Annotated in this window: 20 protein-coding genes and 1 tRNA gene; 20 read left to right on the top strand and 1 reads right to left on the bottom strand. The window is 63.7% G+C overall.

Features of this window, described 5'->3' with window-relative positions:
* Positions 1-218 precede the first annotated feature (218 nt).
* From FO488_RS07425 to FO488_RS07415, 3 genes are all read left to right on the top strand, one after another.
* On the top strand, positions 219-680 hold the full coding sequence (locus tag FO488_RS07425) for an Rrf2 family transcriptional regulator (protein ID WP_149209972.1): 462 nt from the start codon (positions 219-221) through the stop codon (positions 678-680).
* Between the two features lie 62 nt (positions 681-742).
* Complete coding sequence (gene cysK / locus FO488_RS07420; protein WP_149209971.1) at positions 743-1696, top strand: cysteine synthase A; 954 nt, start codon at positions 743-745, stop codon at positions 1694-1696.
* Positions 1696-1875, top strand: a complete 180-nt coding sequence (locus FO488_RS07415; protein ID WP_149209970.1) for a YezD family protein — start codon at positions 1696-1698, stop codon at positions 1873-1875. Before cysK ends, FO488_RS07415 begins: the two co-directional genes overlap by 1 nt.
* A 605-nt stretch (positions 1876-2480) precedes the next feature.
* On the opposite strand, the gene FO488_RS07410 is transcribed toward FO488_RS07415, so the two are convergent.
* Positions 2481-2556: transfer RNA gene (locus FO488_RS07410), tRNA-His, on the bottom strand.
* Positions 2557-2611: 55 nt separating this feature from the next.
* Here FO488_RS07410 and FO488_RS07405 point away from each other — a divergent pair.
* The 17 genes from FO488_RS07405 to FO488_RS07325 all read left to right on the top strand — a co-directional run bounded on the left by FO488_RS07405 (position 2612) and on the right by FO488_RS07325 (position 20206).
* Complete coding sequence (locus FO488_RS07405; protein ID WP_149209969.1) at positions 2612-3343, top strand: cytochrome C biogenesis protein ResB; 732 nt, start codon at positions 2612-2614, stop codon at positions 3341-3343.
* A 136-nt stretch (positions 3344-3479) separates the two neighbouring features.
* On the top strand, positions 3480-6179 hold the full coding sequence (locus FO488_RS07400) for a 2-oxoglutarate dehydrogenase E1 component (RefSeq protein WP_149209968.1): 2700 nt from the start codon (positions 3480-3482) through the stop codon (positions 6177-6179).
* Between the two features lie 59 nt (positions 6180-6238).
* Entirely contained in the window at positions 6239-7384 is a 1146-nt protein-coding gene (locus tag FO488_RS07395; protein WP_149209967.1) for a hypothetical protein, read from the top strand.
* Positions 7385-7528: 144 nt separating this feature from the next.
* On the top strand, positions 7529-8005 hold the full coding sequence (locus FO488_RS07390; protein WP_149209966.1) for a cytochrome P460 family protein: 477 nt from the start codon (positions 7529-7531) through the stop codon (positions 8003-8005).
* Between the two features lie 41 nt (positions 8006-8046).
* Positions 8047-9276: a hybrid sensor histidine kinase/response regulator gene (locus FO488_RS07385; RefSeq protein ID WP_149209965.1), complete on the top strand. Its 1230-nt coding sequence runs from the start codon at positions 8047-8049 to the stop codon at positions 9274-9276.
* The gene (locus FO488_RS07380; RefSeq protein WP_149209964.1) at positions 9273-9668 is read left to right on the top strand and encodes a PleD family two-component system response regulator; all 396 of its coding nucleotides are present in this window, start codon (positions 9273-9275) and stop codon (positions 9666-9668) included. The genes FO488_RS07385 and FO488_RS07380 overlap by 4 nt, the downstream gene beginning before the upstream one ends.
* Before the next feature lie 32 nt (positions 9669-9700).
* Positions 9701-11548, top strand: a complete 1848-nt coding sequence (locus tag FO488_RS07375; protein WP_149209963.1) for a methyl-accepting chemotaxis protein — start codon at positions 9701-9703, stop codon at positions 11546-11548.
* Positions 11549-11586: 38 nt separating this feature from the next.
* Positions 11587-11949 carry an STAS domain-containing protein gene (locus tag FO488_RS07370; RefSeq protein WP_149209962.1) on the top strand — a complete coding sequence of 121 codons (363 nt, stop codon included), beginning with the start codon at positions 11587-11589 and terminating at the stop codon, positions 11947-11949.
* Complete coding sequence (locus tag FO488_RS07365) at positions 11949-12314, top strand: response regulator (protein ID WP_149209961.1); 366 nt, start codon at positions 11949-11951, stop codon at positions 12312-12314. Before FO488_RS07370 ends, FO488_RS07365 begins: the two co-directional genes overlap by 1 nt.
* 46 nt (positions 12315-12360) lie before the next feature.
* On the top strand, positions 12361-14463 hold the full coding sequence (locus tag FO488_RS07360; RefSeq protein WP_149209960.1) for a chemotaxis protein CheA: 2103 nt from the start codon (positions 12361-12363) through the stop codon (positions 14461-14463).
* A gap of 198 nt (positions 14464-14661) precedes the next feature.
* Positions 14662-16335 carry a methyl-accepting chemotaxis protein gene (locus tag FO488_RS07355; protein WP_149209959.1) on the top strand — a complete coding sequence of 558 codons (1674 nt, stop codon included), beginning with the start codon at positions 14662-14664 and terminating at the stop codon, positions 16333-16335.
* 9 nt (positions 16336-16344) lie between these two features.
* Positions 16345-16827, top strand: coding sequence for a chemotaxis protein CheW (locus FO488_RS07350; RefSeq protein ID WP_149209958.1), 483 nt, complete (start codon positions 16345-16347; stop codon positions 16825-16827).
* Between the two features lie 37 nt (positions 16828-16864).
* Entirely contained in the window at positions 16865-17452 is a 588-nt protein-coding gene (locus FO488_RS07345; RefSeq protein WP_149209957.1) for a response regulator, read from the top strand.
* The gene (locus FO488_RS07340; RefSeq protein WP_149209956.1) at positions 17425-17694 is read left to right on the top strand and encodes an Hpt domain-containing protein; all 270 of its coding nucleotides are present in this window, start codon (positions 17425-17427) and stop codon (positions 17692-17694) included. Before FO488_RS07345 ends, FO488_RS07340 begins: the two co-directional genes overlap by 28 nt.
* Positions 17695-17743: 49 nt before the next feature.
* Positions 17744-18613, top strand: coding sequence for a protein-glutamate O-methyltransferase CheR (locus FO488_RS07335; protein ID WP_149209955.1), 870 nt, complete (start codon positions 17744-17746; stop codon positions 18611-18613).
* On the top strand, positions 18610-19101 hold the full coding sequence (locus FO488_RS07330; RefSeq protein WP_149209954.1) for a chemotaxis protein CheD: 492 nt from the start codon (positions 18610-18612) through the stop codon (positions 19099-19101). The genes FO488_RS07335 and FO488_RS07330 overlap by 4 nt, the downstream gene beginning before the upstream one ends.
* Before the next feature lie 37 nt (positions 19102-19138).
* A complete protein-coding gene (locus tag FO488_RS07325; protein ID WP_149212108.1) occupies positions 19139-20206 on the top strand; it encodes a chemotaxis response regulator protein-glutamate methylesterase in 1068 nt (355 codons plus the stop codon).

The following is a 20206-nucleotide window of genomic DNA, read 5'->3' as shown; positions in this document are numbered from 1 at the left end:
GTGTGTAATTACTAATTATTTCGACATTCCCTCTAAACTGTGTGCTGTATAACAAATAGTGCGAACTGCCGCCGCGCGGGGCAAGCTGCGGAAACAGCCGGCGCTGTTCGGGGTTGCCGAAGGGGCGGCGAGCGCACTTATTCACACATGCGGAGAGAGCCATGATAAAAAAATCTTGACAGCAATGCTTATTGGCTTTATCTATAGTTCAACTAGACATGATATCGAAAAAGACCAAATACGCGCTCAAGGCGCTCTATCACCTGGCCGGGCAGCCCAGTTCGCAGCCGGTGCTGATCTCCGAGTTGGCCAAGGCGGGGAACATCCCCAAGAAGTTCCTGGAGTTCATCCTCCTGTCGCTGCGCAAAGGGGGCATCCTCCAGAGCCGGATCGGCAAGGGGGGCGGCTACTACCTGGCCTCCCCGCCCGCCAGGATCACCCTGGGGAGTGTGGTGCGGATCCTGGAGGGGGACCTGGCGCCGGTGCAGTGCCTCAGCGAGACCAACTACGCCAAGTGCGACGAATGCGACGACGAGGCGACCTGCGGCATCCGGCTGGTGATGGTGGATGTCAACAAGGCTTTGATTCGGGTGCTGGACAGCCTGACCCTGGCTGATATGCTTGAACGGAGCGAAACCGAGCGGAGCAAGCTGGCGAACGTGCTGGACTTCAGCATCTGAATTTTTTTGCCCTTTTAATCTAGTATTTCTATAGGCAGCAAACACCTGAAAGGAGACTACCCATGAGCAGCATCTACGCAGACAACTCCCAATCCATCGGCAACACACCGCTGATCAAACTGAACCACGTTACAGAGGGTGCCAAGGCCACGGTCCTGGTGAAGGTCGAGGGTCGCAACCCGGCCTACTCGGTCAAATGCCGCATCGGGGCCAACCTGATCTGGGATGCGGAGAAGCGCGGGGTGCTCAAGCCCGGCGTGGAGATCATCGAGCCGACCAGCGGCAACACCGGCATCGCCCTGGCCTACGTGGCTGCGGCCCGCGGCTACAAGCTGACCCTGACCATGCCGGAGACCATGAGCATCGAGCGGCGCCGGGTGCTGGCCGCCCTGGGCGCCAACCTGATCCTCACCCCTGGTGCCGAAGGGATGAAGGGAGCCATCGCCAAGGCCGAGGAGATCGCCGCCTCCGACCCGAAGAAGTACTTCATCCCCCAGCAGTTCAAGAACCCGGCCAACCCCGAGATCCACGAGAAGACCACCGGGCCGGAGATCTGGAACGACACGGACGGGGCGGTGGACGTGGTGGTGGCTGGCGTGGGCACCGGCGGCACCATCACCGGGATTTCCCGGTACATCAAGAACACCCGGGGCAAGAAGATCGTCTCGGTGGCGGTGGAGCCCAAGGAGAGCCCGGTGATCACCCAGAAGCTGGCCGGCCAGGAATTGAAGCCGGCCCCCCACAAGATCCAGGGGATCGGCGCCGGTTTCATCCCCGACACCCTTGACCTGAGCGTGATCGATCGGGTGGAACCGGTGGAGAGCAACGAGGCCATCGAATTCGCCAAGCGCCTTTCCCGGGAAGAGGGTCTCCTGGTGGGTATTTCCAGCGGCGCCGCCGCTGCTGCTGCGGTCCGGTTGGCCAAGCTGGACGAATTTGCGGGCAAGACCATCGTGGCGATCCTGCCGGACGCAGCGGAGCGCTACCTGTCCACGCCGCTGTTCGAGGGGATCTGATGGCCGCCCCGACCGAGCCATGGACCCGTGACCTGGAACTGGTGGTGCGCGAGGCGCTGTCTGCGATCCGTTTCGGTACGGTGACGCTTGTGGTGCAGGACGGCCGGGTGATTCAGGTGGACAAGAGCGAGAAGATCCGTCTCAACAAGGTGGGCTACGTGGACGGCGGCGGGATCTGAGCCCGCATCCGTACCGGGGATTGCTTGCCGCTGAAGACGGCACCACCTTTGCCGCGCCGACCGGATAAACCGGAGGCCGGGGGAACCATTCCCCCGGCCTCTTGTCGTTTGCGGCGACAGACCGCACCATGTCCACCTGTACCGGCTGTGCCGTCCCGACCCGCCTCGTCAAGCCGCCCCGCACCAGGCGGCCGAACAGACTCCCGCAGCCTCCTCCGTAGCGCCCGCAACGGGCGCCACCGCAATCTTCGGCTGCATCGGCCTGAATTCACCTAATTTTCCCCCGCCCGGCCGGCGGCACCGGGAGCTCCCCGAGGGGCTCCCGACTGTGCCGAAGCGGCAGTCCCTTTGACTATGGAGCCTTAAGGGAGTATGTATAGGGGCGAGCGAACGGCAGACGATTTTTCCAACGCCACGGAGAGGTTTTTCCGGTGCTTGAGGAGTTACGGACGGCATTTCCCGGGCGATCCCGGCACAGGGCGGCGCGGCCGGCCATGCCGGCCAGAAATGACAAAAGCCCCTGTCATGGCCATCGCTTGTGGTCGAAGCGTTGGGCAATGCCAGGGGCTGCACTCGATAACTACCTGAAGTAGTTAAAAATTAAATGGGGTGGCTAGTGGGATTTGAACCCACGTATGTACGAGTCACAGTCGTAAGTGTTAACCGCTTCACCATAGCCACCATAAAGAGTTAGTTTATATATCCTGAAACGGAAAAATCGTCAAGCCTAAAAATCATGAAATCGTTCTGGCGACTGTGCATATCACTCGAACTGTGCCTGGTGCTGCTTGCCGCGGTCTGCGGCGCCATGGCCGCGGGATCGTTCCGGCTCTCGGGGGAATACGCCGCGGCCATCAACGCCATGCCGCTCCTGGCATGGCTGCGCCGGGCGCCGTTCCCGGTCTCCTGGTGGCTCTGGCTCTGCCTGGCGCTTCTGGCCCTGCTGGCAGTCAATACCGTGTTCTGCTCCATTGCCACCGTCGGCGCACGCCGGGGCCGGGCGGGCCTTGTGCCCCTGCTGGCGCCGCAGATGCTCCATGCCGGCTTCCTGCTGATCATGATCGCCCACCTCTTGAGCGCCACCGGCGGCTTCATGGAACAGGTGGTGGCCTTCGAGGGGGACGTGATCCGCCTGCCGGACGGCAGGCCTTTTGCAATCGGCAGCATCGGTGTTATCATGTCTCCCCAAGGGATGCCGACCGGCATCAGCAGCGAGCTGTTCACCGCACCCAACGACGCCGCCGCGCGGGTCACCATCACCCCCAACCATCCCTGGCTGTCCGGCGGTTACGGCGTCTACCTCAAACAGGCCGAGGCGGTTCCCCACCGGCGGGCATTGCTGGAGATACACCGCGAGCCGGGGGCGGCAGCGGCCCTGGCCGGTGCCCTGCTGTTCATGGCCGGGAACATACTCCTGCTCTACCTGCGCAACGGCGCCAGGGAGGCGGCGCCCGAAGCGGACCCGTGAGGCACGGCCCGGGTGCCGCTTTGCGGGGCACTTAGTGGCGCCGCAACGATTTTCTGCTCTGAACGGGTGATTTTGTGGTAGGCTCCCCAAGGCGCGTGTGCGCAGCGGAACATTCATCACATCTTACGAGGCAGACATGGCAAAAGACTTCATTTCCAACCTCTCCGGTCCATGGCTCGAAACTCTCTATGAAACCTGGCAGCGGGACAACACGGCGGTGGCGGAGGAATGGCAGCATTTTTTCAGCGGTTTCGAACTCGGCAGGGAGGGGGGCGCCCCTGCCGCCACCGTGACGGCGGATGGCGGCCCCGGTCCCCTGAAACAGTCCGGGGTCCAGTCCCTCATCTACCGTTACCGCAATATCGGCCACCTGCTGGCCTGTACCGACCCCCTCTCCCCCTGTCTGCTTGAGCACCCCCTGCTGATGCTTTCCGAGTTCGGCCTGAGCAACGACGACCTGGACACGACCTTCACCGCCCGGCGGTTCGGCAGACAGAGCGCCACCCTGCGGGAGATCGTGGCGACCCTGCGGGAAACCTACTGCCGGGAGATCGGCGTCGAGTTCATGCACATCCAGGAGCCGGCCGAGCGGCAATGGCTGATCGACCGCATGGAGCCGCGCCGCAACAAGCCGGAGGTGTCCCGTGACGAACAGCTGCATATTCTGGAGAAACTCCATGAGGCGGCGCTGTTCGAAGCGTTTCTCCAGCGCCGCTTCCCCGGCCAGAAGCGCTTCTCCCTGGAAGGGGGCGAGGTCCTGATCCCGGTGCTGGATACGCTCAGGCAGGCGTGCCCGGCCGCCGGCATCAGCGACATGGTGCTGGGCATGGCGCACCGGGGCAGGCTGAACGTGCTGGCCCACATCTTCGGCAAGCCCTATGAGAACATCTTCGCCGAATTCCGCGATACCATGGAGTTCGGCTTCCTGGGCGACGGGGATGTGAAATACCACAAGGGGTATTCGGCCGACATCGAGCTGCCCGACGGCAGGCTGCACCTGACCCTCACCTCCAACCCGAGCCACCTGGAAGCGGTCAATCCGGTGGTCGAGGGCAAGTGCCGCGCCCGGCAGACCCGTTACGGCGCAGGGGGAGCCCAGCGGGTGCTGCCGTTGTTGATCCACGGCGACGCGGCCTTTGCGGGACAGGGGAGCATCATGGAAGTGCTCAATATGTCACAACTGGAAGGGTACGGCACCGGCGGCACCATCCATGTGGTGCTCAACAACCAGATCGGCTTCACCACCCTCCCCAAGGATGCCCGTTCCACCCGCTATGCCACCGATGTGGCCAAGATGCTCGCCTGCCCCATCTTCCACGTGCAGGGCGAAGCCCCGGAGAGCGCCGTGCACGCCGCCCGCCTGGCCCTGGAATACCGGCAGACGTTCGGCCGCGACGTGGTGATCGAACTGATCTGCTACCGCCGCCATGGCCACAACGAGGGGGACGAACCGGCCTTCACCCAGCCGCTCATGTACCGTCAGATCACGACCCGCCCCCCGGTCAACCGCATCTATGCCGACACCCTGGCCGAAGAGGGACAGGATGCGACGGTAGTGGCCGGCATCGAACAGGACATCGCGAACCGCCTCGACAACGCCCTGCAGAGCGAGCCCCAGCCGGCGAAGATCGGTTTCCACCAGCAGTGGAGCGACATCGGCCGCGACTATGCCGCCACCGGCACGGAAACCGGCGTCCCGGCGGAAAAGCTCGTGGCCCTGGCCCACGCCATGGTGGAGTTGCCGCCCGGCTTCGCCCCCCACGCCAAGATCCTGACCCTGATCAAAAAACGCCTCGAGGCGGTTATCAGCGGCAACGGCCTGGACTGGGGCAATGCCGAGACCCTGGCGTACGCCACCCTGCTGGACGAGGGCATGCCGGTGCGCCTCTCGGGGCAGGACTCGCGGCGCGGGACCTTCAACCACCGCCACTGCGTTCTGCACGACACCGCCACTGACACCTCCTATACGCCGCTGGCCGCGACGGCACGGGGGGGGGCGACGTTCCAGGCCTGGGACAGCCTCCTGTCGGAATTCGGCGTGCTCGGCTACGAGTACGGCTATTCCCTGGAGACCCCGGGCGGCCTCGTCATCTGGGAGGCCCAGTTCGGCGACTTCGCCAATGGCGCCCAAGTCATCATCGACCAGTTCATCGCCAGCGGGGAAACCAAGTGGAACCGGGCCAGCGGGCTGGTCATGCTGCTTCCCCACGGCTACGAAGGCCAGGGGGCCGAGCACTCCAGTGCCCGCATCGAGCGCTACCTGCAACTGTGCGCCCGGGAGAACATGGTGGTGGCCATGCCCTCCACACCGGCCCAGATGTTCCACCTGCTGCGCCGCCAACTCAAGCAGCCCTTCCGCAAGCCGCTCATCGTTTTTACGCCCAAGAGCCTGCTGCGCCACCCGAACTGCGTTTCCTCCCTCGCGGAGTTGCAGCAGGGGAGCTTCCGGGAGATGATCATGGACAGCCCCGAGGCCGCCTCCGGCGTCACCCGGGTGCTTGCCTGCAGCGGCAAGATCTACTACGAACTGGTTGACGAGCGCGACCGGCTGGGCCGGAACGACACCGCCATCCTCAGGGTCGAACAGCTCTACCCCCTGCGCCGGGACCTGCTCGCGGAGATCGTCGGGACGCTGCCCCCGGGGGTACGCTTCACCTGGGTTCAGGAGGAACCGGAAAACATGGGGGCATGGCCCAGCCTGCGCCAGCACCTGGCCGAGGCGGCGGGGGCGGTACGCTACGTGGGGCGCCCGGAGGACAGCTGCCCCGCCGTCGGCTCCCATAGAATCCATGCCGAAGAGCAAAAGGCCATCATCAACGCGGCGTTCTCCGACTGACCGCCACGCACCGGGCAGCGCCCGGCGCGACATCACCCCATCGATTGCCCAGGAATCCTATGCCAGACTTGTTATTCATATCCGACAACCCCAAGGTGGAGCAGATCAGGGCTCTGCTCCAGCCGTCGCTCAAACTGGAAATCGGCGTGACGGCGGACATCCGGGACCTCCGGGAGGAGATCCGCGGCAACCGGCCGGCCGTCATCTGCATCCAGGAACGGGTAGCGGGAATGGGGGCCAAAGAGATCGCCGACATCATCCTGGGGGAACCGGGGGACAGGACGCCGCTCTTTGCCCTGCTGCGCGAGGGGGATGACGCCACCCTGCCGTCCGGGCAATGCTTCGAACAGGTCGTGGACCTGAGCCTGCCCGTGGAACAGCTCGCCAAGAGCATCCTCCGCGTGGTTCTCAAACCCGCCTTCAAGCTCCGCTGGGGCGACATCTACATCCCCCGGGACCAGGACGAGGCGGCGACGGACGCACCCGCCCGGGAAGCGGCTGAACCCGCCCGGACCGGCACCGCCGCCCCCAAAGGGGAGATCCCGGCCGAGCTGCTGAAGGCCTTCGAGCACAACTACCACTCCCGGCACCGGGGCAGGTGGCTCACGTATGCCGCCGCCTCCCTGGCGGCATGCCTGGCCGTGGGGGGGTGGTACCTGACCTCGGACCGGTCCGATCAAGGGGGCGGCACCTCCTCCCCGCCGCCGCGTCCGGCGGCCACCTCTCCGGCGACGCCCCCTGCTCCCCCGGCCAAAAAGAAGGTTCCGGTTCCGGTTCCGGCTCCGGCCCCCTCCCCCGCCGCGATTGTCCAGAAGGCCCCCTCGGCCCCGCGCAAGCCCGCCGCCCCTCCGGCCGCGACCGCGAAGCTGCCATCGTTTATCCCGGAAAAAGGGCGGGACAGGGCCTACTCCCGGCAGAAGCCGAACTGGGAGCGCTATACCGACGCGAACTACGAGTTCCGCGTCCTCAGGTCGGGCAGCCGCATCAAAGCCCTCCAGGTGCTGGCGGTCAAGCGGGATGCCATCAGCGAAACGCTTCTCAGATCGGCCCTGGCCGAAGTGGCCGGGACCAGCGACTACCGCATAACCTCCCGCGAGCAACGGGACGGCTTTTCCCTGAAGCGCGGCAAGGCGGGCAGCAAGGCCGGGATTGTGCTCTACGATCAAGGACAGAACCTGCGGGCCTTCGTCATCTCGATCCCCTGAGTGCCGCGCAGACCGATGACCATGGCGTTCACGGCCCTGACCAGCGCGGCCGGCCAACGCGAACGGCGTATTTACCCTGTGGACAAACAGGCAAGTTATGATAAATTACTACCAGAAAACCATCACCTCAGGAGTCTCGCATTTATGAACCGGATCGCAGCTTGTGTCATGTTGTGCCTTATCTCCCTGCCGGCCGCCCTGTGGGCCGGCTCAACCTCCCCTTCCCTGCCCAAGTCGTACCATTCCTGGCAAAAAAGCGGCCGCAAGGTCGTTACCGACAAGAGTTCCCTGTTTTACGGGATTCACTACATCTACGCCGACAAGAAGGCCATGGCGGGGTACAAGGCCGGCAACCGGTTTGCCGAGGGGAGTTCCATCATCATCGAGCACTTCAACATCAAGGAGGGCTCCGGCTCCCCCGCCGAGGGCTCCAAGAACATGATCGTCCTGATGCGCAAGGACAAGCGCATGAAAACGACCGGCGGCTGGCTGTTCGCCGGATACGGCGCCGACGGCGCCCCGAGCGGGCTTGACCCCGTGGGCACCTGCTTCGGCTGCCACCAGAAGGACGCAGCCAAAAGGGATTACGTCATCTCGACCATCAACGATTTCAAAAAATAGCATGTAGCACATTCTCATCTCGACACCTTCACCGGGCAGCCATGAACCTATCCGCAGAGCAGCTTGACCGGCGTTCTCCCCACATCCTCGTCGTGGACGACGAGGATGACATACTGCGTCTCATCTCCTTCGGCCTGGAAAAGACGGGGATCAGGGTCAGCACCGCCGGTCATGCTGCCGGAGCCCGCCGCCTGCTGGAAGACGGCGAGTTCGACGCGATCATCACGGACGTCATGATGCCGGACGAAGACGGCATCACCTTCCTGGGCGACATCCATCAGCGCCGCCCCCACACCCCCATCGTCATCATGACCGGATACGCCCAGTTCCAGGTGGCGGTCAACGCCATCAAAAACGGGGCTTTCGACTTCATCTCCAAACCGTTCGACCTCCCCTACCTGCAGAATGTGGTGACAAAGGCCGTCACCTACTCGAAGCTTTTGCGCATGGAAAAGAATTACCGCGCCGAGCTCGAAGAAGCCGTTGCCACCCGGACTGGGGAGCTGCAGAACGCCTTGGCCGAACTGGAAAAAACGCGCACGGCCCTGCTCGGGGCGGCCAACGAGAAAAGCGAGTTCATGGCGACCATCACCCATGAGATGCGCACCCCCATGAACGGCGTGATCGGCGCCCTCGACCTGCTTGCAGATACGGAACCCTCCGGCTTCCAGAAGGAATACCTCGAAATGGCCCGCCAGTCGGCGGGGAAGATGCTGGAACTCGTGGACCGGCTGCTCTCGTTCCGGAGCGGCTTCGGCCATGGGGCAGCGGTCAGGCGCGAGCCCCTCGACATCCCCGCGGCCCTGGGACGGCTGGCTCGGGAGCACCGCGAGCGATTCGCCGCAAAAGAGCTCAGCCTCGAAGTACGGGTGGCGCCGGATGCGCCGCAGAGCATCGCCTGCGACGGCGAGCAGCTCTGCCGGCTCCTGGGGATACTCCTGGAGAACGCCCTCAAGTTTACCGAGGCCGGCGGGGTGCGCCTGGAGGTTGCCGCGGAGCCACCGGAAGGCCCCTGGGTATGCTTCACCGTGCGCGACAGCGGCATCGGCATCCCCGACGCCATGCTGGAGAGGATCTTCGACCCCTTCGTTCAGGTGGACAGTTCGTTGACGCGACGTTTCGGCGGCGTCGGACTCGGCCTGAGTATTGCAAGACATATCGCCACCCTTCTGGATGGCCGCCTGTGGGCCGAAAACGGTCCGGGCGGCGGGTGCAGCTTTCATTTTCAGGTCAGGACCGACATGCCGGTGCCCTCAAGGAGCCCCTCGTGAAATGCCTCATTGTGGAAGACGACTTCATTTCGCGCCGCATTCTCAAAGAACTACTGTCGAAGCATTTCGACTGCGACATCGCCATCAACGGCGAAGAGGCGGTGACCTCCTTCCAACTGGCCCACGAGGGCAAGCACCCCTACGACCTGATCTGCATGGACATCATGATGCCGGGCGTCAACGGCCAGGAGGCACTGAGGCGTATCCGGGAGGTGGAGCGCTCGCTCCGGGTTCCCGCCCACCTGGAGGCCAAGGTGATCATGACCACCGCCCTGGACGACCCCAAAACGGTCGTGCAGGCGTTCTACCAGGGGGGCGCGACCGCCTATCTCGTCAAGCCCATTGGCAAGCAGAAACTGATGAACGAGTTACGGACGCTCGGTTTGCTCTGAATCCATCCGTTCCGTCATAAAGGAAGCGTTACATGTCCCCTGCAACAGCGCACATCACCATATCCGGGGCGGGATCGAGCGACGCGACGGCGATAGCCGGGTGGCGCTCCGTCATCACCCCTTCCATCGACACGCTCAAAAGGCTGGCAGGCACCACCGAGAACGAATTTCTCCATATCGGCGCCCAGATGCAGGATTTTTACCAGCGCTCCCAGGAAATCACCTCCCTGGCCAACCGGATGGTCGAGGCGGTCTCCGGGCCGCAGGCCCAGACGGTGATCGAACGCCTGCGCGAGATGATGGGCGACATGGAGGCCTACCTCGCCGGCACCCGTTCCCAGAGCCGCGAAAACTGCACCATGCTGGAACGCATCCTGGAGCTTCTCAATCATTTGACCGAGCCCCTGGACGGCTTCCAGAAGATGTACAAGATTCTGCGGATGCTGAGCACCTCCACGAAGATAGAGAGTTCCCGCCTGGGCGAGGTGGGGCTCGGGTTCCAGACCCTGGCCATGGACGTGGAAAAACTCTCCCACATGGTAAACGAAAAATCCGCCAGCATCCTGGGGGACCGGCAGATGCTGGCCGGCATGATCGGCGACACCCTGCGCACCGTCCGCGCCAGCGAGGACGCCCAGGACCGGGAGTTGAGCACGACCCTGGCGGGCGCCTCCCACACCCTGGAAGAACTGATCTCCGTCAATGACCGCTGCACCAGCTTCGCCACCATGATCTCCTCGGTCTCCGGCGAGGTCTCCGGCAACATCAGCGAAGTGGTTTCCTCCATGCAGATGCACGACATGACCCGCCAGCAGTTCGAGCACATCGTGGAGGCCCTGGAGTGCCTTGCCGCCAGGATGCAGGGCATCCCGACCGATGCCGCCGCAAACGGCGACTGCCGCCATCTGGTCACGGAGGCCGGCGACGTGTGCGAACTGCAATCCGCGCAGCTCCGGCACGCGGCATCCGAGCTGTGCAGCGCGGTCCGCTCCATCGTCGAAAACCTCCGGGACGTGGCCGGCAAACAGGCCCGCATGACCTCGGAGACCCTGGCCACCACCGGCATCGCGGACGCGGCGACCGGTGGTTCGTTCGTGGGGGCCATCAGCAGCGACATGGCCACCGTGACCGCGGTGCTGGCCAAATGCGCCCTGGCCGACCAGGAGATGTCCGCCACCCTGAAGAAGGTCGCCGATACGATGCAGGAGGTGACCGGCTTTGTGACGGATATCGAGGAGATCGGCTCGGAGATCGACCTGATCGCCCTCAACTCCCAGATCAAAGCGGCCCATACCGGTCGCGAGGGTGCGGCCCTGGGGGTGCTCGCCGAGGCGATCAAGCGGCTTTCGGTCGAGGCCGTGACCCAGACCTCGGCGGTCTCGGAGGCCCTGCTGCAGATCAACCGCGTCACGGAGCGCCTTTTCGGCGAGGCGAGCCAGGAACAGGATCACCTGGGGGCGAAGGTGGCCACCATGGAGGCGGAAACCGAGCAGATCCTCGCGGCCCTGGGCGCCATGAACGACGAACTGGTGTCCCTGCTGGCCGGTCTCAACGACAAGGTCAGCGCCCTGGCGGAGCGGATAGAGGAGGCCACCGGCACCATGGACGCCCACGAGCGGGTCGCGGGCATGGCGGACGAGGTCATGGCCATCCTCGACGGCATCGTCAGGGAAGCCCGGGAACTGGAACCGGCCAGCGCGGAATTCAAAAACAACCTGCGCCACATGGAAGAACGCTACACCATGGAGAGCGAGCGCCACATCCACGAGGCGATTGCCCGCAAGCGCGGCATAGCTCTTGCTATCACAACACCGCAGGGGGCAGCCCCGGCAGCGGCGGACACCGCTTCGGAGTTCGGCGACAATGTGGATCTCTTTTGAGGCGACGTACAACCCAAGAAACGAGCGGGGGAAATGGCATGACGGAACAGAAGGCGCATGACCCGGGAAGTGCGGCGGATGCCCCGGCCGCAACCGTCATCCTCGATGGCGCCCTGACCATCGAACGGGGCAGGGAATTCCGCGAGACCCTCAGGAATGCCCTGGCCGGCGCGCAGCAGGTCGTCCTGGATGTGACGCAGGTGCATGAAATCGACATACCGGGCCTGCAGTTGATCTGCTCCGCCTGCAAGACGGCGGCGGCGGCCGGCAAAGTATTCACCTTCGCGGGGCAGCTTCCCGCGTGCCTAATGGAGTTGAAGGACGGGATCGGGGCATGCCAGACCGGCCCGTGCAGTCATAACGGCAACGCATCCTGCATTTGGTTCGGAGGTGTGAAATAATGGCAAAACTGATTATGACGGCCGACGATTCGGCCAGTGTCCGGCAGATGGTCAGCTTCACCCTCAAGCAGAACGGGTACGACGTCCTGGAGGCGGTGGACGGCAAAGACGCACTGACCAAGCTTTCCTCCCAAAAGGTCGATATGCTGATTACCGACCTGAACATGCCGAACATGGACGGCCTGGGCCTGATCAAGGGGGTCAGGGCCGGGGCGCTCAACAAGTTCATCCCGATCATCATGCTGACCACCGAATCCCAGGACGGCAAGAAGTCCGAAGGCAAGGCCGCCGGCGCCACCGGCTGGATCGTGAAGCCTTTCAAGCCCGAGCAGCTTATCGCCGTCATCAGGAAGGTTCTCGGGTGAGCCCTGCCGTTCCGGCACCCGCCACCCCCGCACGAGGTCCCCTATCATGATCGAACACCATATTGTCACCTACCGGGAAGAGGCGAATGAACTGCTGACGGAACTGGAAACGTCGCTGCTCGAACTGGAGGAGAACCCCGCGGACGAAGAGTTGATCGGCAGGGTTTTCCGCGCCATGCATACCATCAAGGGATCGGGCGCCATGTTCGGTTTCGACGAGATCGCCGGCTTCACCCACGAGGTGGAAACGGTCTTCGACCTGGTGCGCAACGGCAGGATGACGGTTTCGAAATCGCTCCTGAACCTGACCCTGCGCGCCCGGGACCATATTAAGGGCCTTCTGGACGCGTCGGTTTCCGGGGACGAGCCCGACCGGACAGAGGGCGAGGCGGTTATCGCCGGACTCAGGCAACTGGCTCCGCAGCTCCCCGACGAAACGAGCCCGCCGGCGGTTCCAGGCCCCGCCCCTGCCACCGGGGCCGAGACGGTGAAGACCTGGCGCATCCGCTTCAAGCCGTGCCCGGAGCTGTTCCTCTCCGGCACCAAGCCGCTGGGCCTGATCAATGAACTGCGCGAACTGGGGACCTGCCATGTGGTGGCCCACACCTCGGACGTTCCCGCGCTTGACGACATCAACCCAGAACTCTGCTACCTCTACTGGGATATCATCCTGACCACCGCACGGGATATGGACGCCATCAAGGATGTTTTCATCTTCATCGAGGACGATTGCGAGCTGAAGGTGGACCTGATCGACGACGGCGGCGACGGCGACACGGATCTGGACTATAAGAAGCTGGGCGATATCCTGGTGGAGCGCGGCGACTTGAGCCAGATGGAAATCCAGAAGGTACTCGGACTGCAAAAACGCTTTGGAGAGTTGGCGGTTGCCGTGGGGGCCGTGACGCCCGACAAGGTGCAGTCGGCCCTGGTGGAACAGCAGCACGTCAAGAACGTGCGCCAGGATCGGGCCAACCAGGAATCGACCTCCAGCATCCGCGTGCCCGCCGAAAAGCTCGACCTCCTGGTCAACCTGGTGGGGGAACTGGTCACGGTCCAGGCCCATCTCAGCCAGACCGCGGCCCTGCACGGCAACGCCGATTTCGCTTCCATCGCCGAAGAGGTGGAACGCCTGACCAACGACCTGCGCGACACGGCCCTCAACATCCGCATGCTCCCCATCGGCACCACCTTCAGCAAATTCAAGCGCCTGGTGCGCGACCTCTCCCAGGAACTGGGCAAAGAGATCGAGATGGAGACCGAGGGCGCGGAAACGGAACTGGACAAAACCGTCATCGAGCGGCTCAACGACCCCCTGGTGCACCTGATCCGCAACAGCATCGACCACGGCATCGAAATGCCCGACGTGCGAGTGGCCGCCGGCAAACCGGCCCAGGGGACCGTGCACCTGGGCGCGGTGCACTCCGGAGACAGCGTCCTGATCACCATCCGCGACGACGGGGCGGGGCTCGACAGGGAGGCCATCCGCGCCAAGGCCGTGGAGCGGGGGATCATAACGGCCACTGCCGAGTTGTCGGACAAGGAGATCTACAACCTGATCTTCGCCCCCGGCTTCTCCACCGCAGCCAGGATCACCAACGTCTCGGGGCGCGGCGTGGGCATGGACGTGGTCAAGAAGGCCATCGAAGCGCTGCGCGGCAGCATCGATATCGCTACGGTGCGCGGAGCCGGCAGCACCATGACCCTCAAAATCCCCCTGACCCTGGCCATCATCGAAAGCCTGCTGGTCCGCATCGGCGCCAATTATTTCGTCATGCCGCTCTCGTCGGTGGAGGAGTGTGTCGAGCTGACCCGGGACAACATCAAGGAGGCCCACGGCCGCAACCTGGCCAACGTGCGCGGCGCCATCGTCCCCTACATCCCGCTGCGGGAGCGGTTCTGCATCTCCGACGACCGGCCGGACATCGAACAGATCGTCATCACGAACATTCACGGCACCAAGGTCGGCTTTGTCGTGGACAATGTGATCGGCGAACACCAGACGGTCATCAAGTCCCTGGGGCGGATGTACCGCGACGTCAAAGGCATCTCGGGCGCCACGATCCTGGGGGACGGCACCGTGGCCCTGATCCTCGACATGGGGCTGCTGCTCCAGTCGGTCGAAGCCGACGGGCACGGGAGCCCGTGAAACGGAGCGGCCGCCCCGGCCCTGTGTGTGCCCGGCGCGGCTCATGGTGCCGCTTCAGGCCGCCGGTTCGAACCGCGCCGCGCTTGAAGTTTGACGAAAAACTGATAACGTTCAGTCATACGAAACACGACGTTCACCTTTCATTTCTGCACAACGTGTGATTCATGGTACGCCCACTACTCAACTCCAGGAGGCGGTATGCTCAACAACATGAAGATCGGTAAACGGCTCGCATTGGGATTTGGCATTGTGCTGGCGCTGATGCTGGCATTGACCTGGATCGGCATCTCCAATATGGGGCAGATCCAGGGAAAACTTGAGCGCATCGTCAAGGTCAACAATGAACGGTTCGAGTTGGCAAACGACATGTTGAACAATATCTTTGAGGTATCGTTGAACCTGCGCAACGTGATCATCGACGAGAGCAGCGAAAAACGGCAGGGATATTACAAGAGTTCCCAGGAACAGCGCGAAAAATACAACGAGGGCTTCAAAAAAATCGAGGGCATGACCACGAAGGATGACCAGAAGGGGCTGGACCTGATTGCCAAGATCAAAGAGGCCCAGGATGCGGCCCGGCCGTTGAACAACAAGGTCTTTGAGCTCGCCCTGGCGGGAAAAAGCGCCGAGGCATCGGCGTTAATGATGAAAGAGGCCCGCCCCGCCACCAGAAAATGGATCGATCTACTCAACGGGTTGGCCGACCACCAGAAGGAACGTACCAAGATCCGCTACGAAGAGGCGGGCAAAACCTACGATGCCGCCCGAAGCTGGATGTTCGCCATCGGCGGCGTTGCCATCCTGTTTGCGGTATTCGTGGCGGTGTTCCTGACCCGCGGCATCGTGCGCCCCCTGTCCGAAGCCGTTGGGGTGGCCAACTCACTGGCCGCCGGTGACCTCACCGTGGCCGTTCAGGTCACGAGCAGGGACGAGACCGGCCAGTTGATGGAGGCCATCAGGAACATGGTGGACAAGCTCAAGCACGTGGTGGGCGACGTGGTTGCGGCGGCGGACAACGTGGCTTCCGGCAGCCAGGAACTCTCCGCCACGGCCCAGCAGCTCTCCCAGGGGGCTACCGAACAGGCGGCCTCGGCCGAGGAGATCTCGTCGTCCATGGAGGAGATGACCTCCAGCATCAAGCAGAACGCCGACAATTCCACCCAGACCGAGAAGATTGCCGTCAAGTCGGCCTCCGACGCCAAGGAGGGGGGCAAGGCCGTGGCCGAGACCGTGGGCGCCATGAAGGAGATCGCCACCAAGATCTCCATCATCGAGGAGATTGCCCGCCAGACCAACCTGCTGGCCCTCAACGCCGCCATCGAGGCCGCCCGGGCCGGGGAGCACGGCAAGGGGTTCGCCGTGGTCGCCTCCGAGGTCAGGAAGCTGGCCGAGCGGAGCCAGGCGGCCGCGGGCGAGATCTCGGAGCTTTCCACCCGCAGCGTCCAGGTGGCCGAGACCGCCGGGCAGATGCTGGACAAGATGCTCCCCGACATCCAGAAGACCGCGGAGCTGGTCCAGGAGATCTCCGCCTCCAGCAAGGAGCAGGACGCCGGGGCCGAACAGATCAACAAGGCCATCCAGCAGTTGGACAGCGTCATCCAGCAGAACGCCTCGGCATCGGAAGAGATGGCCTCCACCTCGGAAGAGCTTTCGGGCCAGGCCGAGCAGTTGAAGGATTCCATCAGCTTCTTCCGTATCGACGCCGGCCAGGCGCGCAGTTCCCAGGCTTCCCGGCCGGCCCGCAAGAGCGTCCAGATCGCCCACGCGGCCCGGAGCGTTTCCGCGCCGGTGGTCCGCAAGGGCAACGGGGTCAGTCTCGACATGGGGCCTTCGGGGCCGGACCGCCTCGACGACGAATTCGAGAAATTCTAGGAGGGCGCCATGAGTGCAGCGGACATCACGGAAACGGTCCAGTACCTCACCTTCAAGCTGGACGAAGAAATTTTTGCCCTCGACGTGGCCAAGGTCCGGGAGATCCTGGAGTACACCGGCATCACCAAGGTGCCCCAGACCCCCGACTTCATGCGGGGGGTCATCAACCTGCGGGGCAGCGTGGTGCCGGTCATCGACCTGCGGCTCAAGTTCGGCATGTCCGCCACCGAGCGCACGGTCAACACCTGTATCATCGTGGTGGAGGTGGAGCTTCTGGACGAGACCCTCATCCTGGGGGTTCTGGCCGACTCGGTCCAGGAGGTCATCGAGTTGGAGCCGGAGCAGATCGAGGCCGCGCCCCACATCGGCACCCATCTCAACACCGACTTCATCAAGGGTATGGGCAAACACGACACCAGGTTCATCATGATCCTGGACAGCGACAAGATCTTCACCGACGAGGAACTGCACACGGTGCAGGACGCGGCCTAACACCCCGATTCCACGTTATGACGAGGCAGCAACGGCCATGCAGCACGGAGCGATAAAATACCAGGTATGGAGCTGCCCCGCCTCTCCCCAGGCGGGACGCGGGGGCGATGCGGCGCCGCGCATACTGCTGGCCGAAGACAACACCCTGGATCAAGTCACCATCCGCAGGCTGCTGGAAAAGGAAAACGTTCAGGTCCGCTGCGTCGATAACGGCCGCGATGCCGTGGAGGAAGCCAAAACCGGCGGATACGACCTCATCCTGATGGATATTCTCATGCCGGAGATGGACGGCTTTGTGGCCGCCCTCAAGATCCGCGAGGAGGAACAGGCCGATGGCGGGGGCGGCGTGCCGATCATCGCGCTCACCGCCTACTCCCTCAAGGCGATCCAGGACAAGTGCCGCAGCGTCGGCATGAACGGGTATCTTTCGAAACCGATGTCGGCCAGGGAATTGCGGGCGGTGTGCGGCCTGTTCTGCGCCCTCCCCCCCGGGAAAAGGCGGAACTGGAAGCGGGCGGCACACTCCCCATCCTGGATGAGGAAGAGGCGCTGGAGAACCTGGGGGGGGTCCGCCCCCTCTACGACGAGCTTGTGGACATGTTCACCGGTCAGGCCCCCCATTTGATCGGCCATCTGGCCGACCTGATCGAGGCCGGCGATACCGAGACGACGAAAAGCTACATCCGTAAACTGATGGTATCCGCCACCACCATCGGCGCCAAGCGCCTCGCCCACCTGTGCAGCCACATCCAGTCGAGCCTCGACAGCGGCAACCTGGATGACTGTGCGCAGTGGGCCGCCCAGCTCCCCCACGAGCTGGAGCTTCTCACGAACAACATCCTTCTGCTGGACAGGGACGGCCTATGAGCGCGCGCCGGCTGCCGATTACGCCCCGCACCCCCGCCGGAACAGCTTCATGAACCACCGCGACGAGGCCCTCCATACCCCCGGCATTCCCGCCGTGCTCAAGGACAGGGAATTCAACAGGTTCAGCAGTTTCATCTACGAGGAGGTCGGCATCAAGATGCCGGCGGCCAAGAAGACCATGCTGGAGGCACGGCTGCAAAAACGGCTCAAGGCCCTCGGCATGCGCAGCTTCGAGGAATACGCGGAGTACGTCTTCAGCGGCGCGGACAAGAGCAATGAGTTGATTCACCTGATCGACGTGGTGACCACCAACAAGACCGATTTTTTTCGCGAGCCGGCCCATTTCGACTACCTTCTGAAATCCGCGCTGCCCGCGCTGGTGGAGGACCGGGAGGCGGGCTACCGGTCGCCGCTCAGGATATGGAGCGCCGGGTGCTCCACCGGCGAAGAGCCGTACACCCTGACCATGGTCCTGTCGGAATTCATGGCGAACAACCCGGGGATTCGCGTCGCCATCCTGGCAACGGACATCTCCACGGCGGTGCTGGAAAAGGCGAAAAACGCCATCTACACCGAAGACCGGGTCGATACCATCCCGCTGCAGATGAAGAAAAAATACCTGCTGAAAAGCCGCGACAAAAGCAAGGGGCTGGTGCGGGTGGTTCCCCAGCTGCGCGCCCTGGTCCAGTTCCGGCGTCTGAACTTCATGGAGGATTTCGGCATGCGGGAGCAGATGGACATCATCTTCTGCCGCAACGTGATCATCTATTTCGACAAGCCGACCCAAGAGCGGCTCCTGAACAAATTCTGCCGCCAACTGGTTCCCGGCGGCTACCTCTTTCTCGGACACTCCGAAACCCTGAGCGGCCTGAACGTCCCCTTGACGCCGGTGGCCTCGACCGTATACCGGAAACCATGAAAAACCTGTACGACCAGCGCATGTCCAACGTATACTTGAAGCCGGGAGAGCTTTTCATCGCCCGGTGCCCTGCCCTCGTTTCCACGGTGCTCGGCTCCTGCGTCGCGGTGGTCCTGCACGCGCCCCGGAGCGGCGTGGGGGGCATCTGCCACGCCATGCTCCCCGGCGGCGACGCGGAGCACGACGACTTTCGTTATGTGGACAAGGCCGTGCCTTACCTGTATAACAGGATAAACGCCCTGTGCGGCGGCGCAGGCAGCATCGAAGCCAAGCTCTTCGGAGGGGCGGCCGTGCTCAACTCCGGCGTCCGGAGCGAGGGGGCGCCGTCGGTGGGATGCCGGAACATTGCGGCCGCCCTCCAGGCGCTCGACACGCTCGGCGTGAAGGTGGCGGCGGCCGACACCGGCGGTAGCCGGGGCCGAAAGCTGTTTTTCTATTCCCACAGCGGCGAGGTTTTCGTGCGCCAGGTACACAAGACATTCCCATGATCCGCATCCGGGCAATCAAGAGGGGAGCGCGCGCATGATGGCCAGGATCAAGGTGCTGATCGTGGACGACTCGGCCCTCGTCAGGCAGGCGCTGACCGAAATCCTGGCGTCGGACCCCCACATCGAGGTCATGGCCGCCGCTTCCGACCCGTTTGTGGCGGCGGAGCGCATGAAGGCGTGCGTGCCGGACGTCATCACCCTGGATGTGGAGATGCCGCGCATGGACGGCCTGACCTTCCTCCAGAAGATCATGACCCAGCACCCCATCCCGGTGGTCATGTGTTCGAGCCTGACCGACTCGGGGAGCGAAACGGCCCTCAAGGCCCTGGAATACGGCGCGGTGGAGATCATCGCCAAGCCCAAGCTGGGAACCAAACAGTTCATCGAGGAGTCGCGGGTCCGCATCTGCGATACGGTCAAGGCGGCGGCCATGTCCAGGCCGCGACAACTGGCGCCGCGGGCGACCCATACCGTGACCCCCAAGCTGTCCGCCGATGTCATCATGGAGAAACCGGCGACCCGGGCCATGATCCAGACTACTGAGAAGGTCGTGGTGGTGGGCGCCTCCACCGGCGGCACCGAGGCCCTCAAGAGTTTTCTGGAAATGCTGCCGGAAAACGCCCCGGGGATCGTCATCGTCCAGCACATGCCGGAACATTTCACGGCCGCCTTTGCCAAGCGCCTCGACGGCATCTGCCGCGTGACGGTGAAGGAGGCGGCCGACAACGATTCGGTGGTGCGCGGGCGGGTGCTGATCGCGCCGGGAAACCACCACCTGCTGCTCAAACGCAGCGGCGCCCGCTATTACGTGGAGATCAAGGACGGCCCGCTGGTGTCCCGCCACCGCCCCTCGGTGGATGTCCTGTTCCGCTCGGCCGCGCGTTACGCCGGGAAAAACGCCGTGGGGGTCATCATGACCGGCATGGGGGACGACGGCGCCCACGGCATGAAGGAGCTGTTCGACGCCGGCGCCATGACCCTGGCCCAGGATGAGGCGACCTGCGTGGTGTACGGCATGCCGAACGAAGCGGTCAAACAGGGCGGCGTCCACAGGACGCTCCCCCTTCAGAGCATTGCCCCGGAAGTGCTGAGGCTGTGCGGGTAA

Origin of the sequence: Geobacter sp. FeAm09, from assembly GCF_008330225.1 — a bacterium.
Taxonomy (GTDB): domain Bacteria; phylum Desulfobacterota; class Desulfuromonadia; order Geobacterales; family Pseudopelobacteraceae; genus Oryzomonas.
This window is presented reverse-complemented; position numbering and strand designations above follow the sequence as displayed.

Bases quoted from the DNA above. Each gene is read 5' to 3' on its own strand.
- FO488_RS07395 (WP_149209967.1), top strand. From the start codon at position 6,239: ATGCCAGACTTGTTATTCATATCCGACAACCCCAAGGTGGAGCAGATC.
- FO488_RS07385 (WP_149209965.1), top strand. From the start codon at position 8,047: ATGAACCTATCCGCAGAGCAGCTTGACCGGCGTTCTCCCCACATCCTC.
- FO488_RS07425 (WP_149209972.1), top strand. From the start codon at position 219: ATGATATCGAAAAAGACCAAATACGCGCTCAAGGCGCTCTATCACCTG.
- FO488_RS07415 (WP_149209970.1), top strand. From the start codon at position 1,696: ATGGCCGCCCCGACCGAGCCATGGACCCGTGACCTGGAACTGGTGGTG.
- FO488_RS07330 (WP_149209954.1), top strand. From the start codon at position 18,610: ATGAAAAACCTGTACGACCAGCGCATGTCCAACGTATACTTGAAGCCG.
- FO488_RS07355 (WP_149209959.1), top strand. From the start codon at position 14,662: ATGCTCAACAACATGAAGATCGGTAAACGGCTCGCATTGGGATTTGGC.
- FO488_RS07390 (WP_149209966.1), top strand. From the start codon at position 7,529: ATGAACCGGATCGCAGCTTGTGTCATGTTGTGCCTTATCTCCCTGCCG.
- FO488_RS07350 (WP_149209958.1), top strand. From the start codon at position 16,345: ATGAGTGCAGCGGACATCACGGAAACGGTCCAGTACCTCACCTTCAAG.
- FO488_RS07365 (WP_149209961.1), top strand. From the start codon at position 11,949: ATGGCAAAACTGATTATGACGGCCGACGATTCGGCCAGTGTCCGGCAG.
- FO488_RS07335 (WP_149209955.1), top strand. From the start codon at position 17,744: ATGAACCACCGCGACGAGGCCCTCCATACCCCCGGCATTCCCGCCGTG.
- FO488_RS07400 (WP_149209968.1), top strand. From the start codon at position 3,480: ATGGCAAAAGACTTCATTTCCAACCTCTCCGGTCCATGGCTCGAAACT.
- FO488_RS07370 (WP_149209962.1), top strand. From the start codon at position 11,587: ATGACGGAACAGAAGGCGCATGACCCGGGAAGTGCGGCGGATGCCCCG.
- FO488_RS07345 (WP_149209957.1), top strand. From the start codon at position 16,865: ATGCAGCACGGAGCGATAAAATACCAGGTATGGAGCTGCCCCGCCTCT.
- FO488_RS07360 (WP_149209960.1), top strand. From the start codon at position 12,361: ATGATCGAACACCATATTGTCACCTACCGGGAAGAGGCGAATGAACTG.
- cysK (WP_149209971.1), top strand. From the start codon at position 743: ATGAGCAGCATCTACGCAGACAACTCCCAATCCATCGGCAACACACCG.
- FO488_RS07375 (WP_149209963.1), top strand. From the start codon at position 9,701: ATGTCCCCTGCAACAGCGCACATCACCATATCCGGGGCGGGATCGAGC.
- FO488_RS07340 (WP_149209956.1), top strand. From the start codon at position 17,425: ATGTTCACCGGTCAGGCCCCCCATTTGATCGGCCATCTGGCCGACCTG.
- FO488_RS07405 (WP_149209969.1), top strand. From the start codon at position 2,612: ATGAAATCGTTCTGGCGACTGTGCATATCACTCGAACTGTGCCTGGTG.
- FO488_RS07325 (WP_149212108.1), top strand. From the start codon at position 19,139: ATGGCCAGGATCAAGGTGCTGATCGTGGACGACTCGGCCCTCGTCAGG.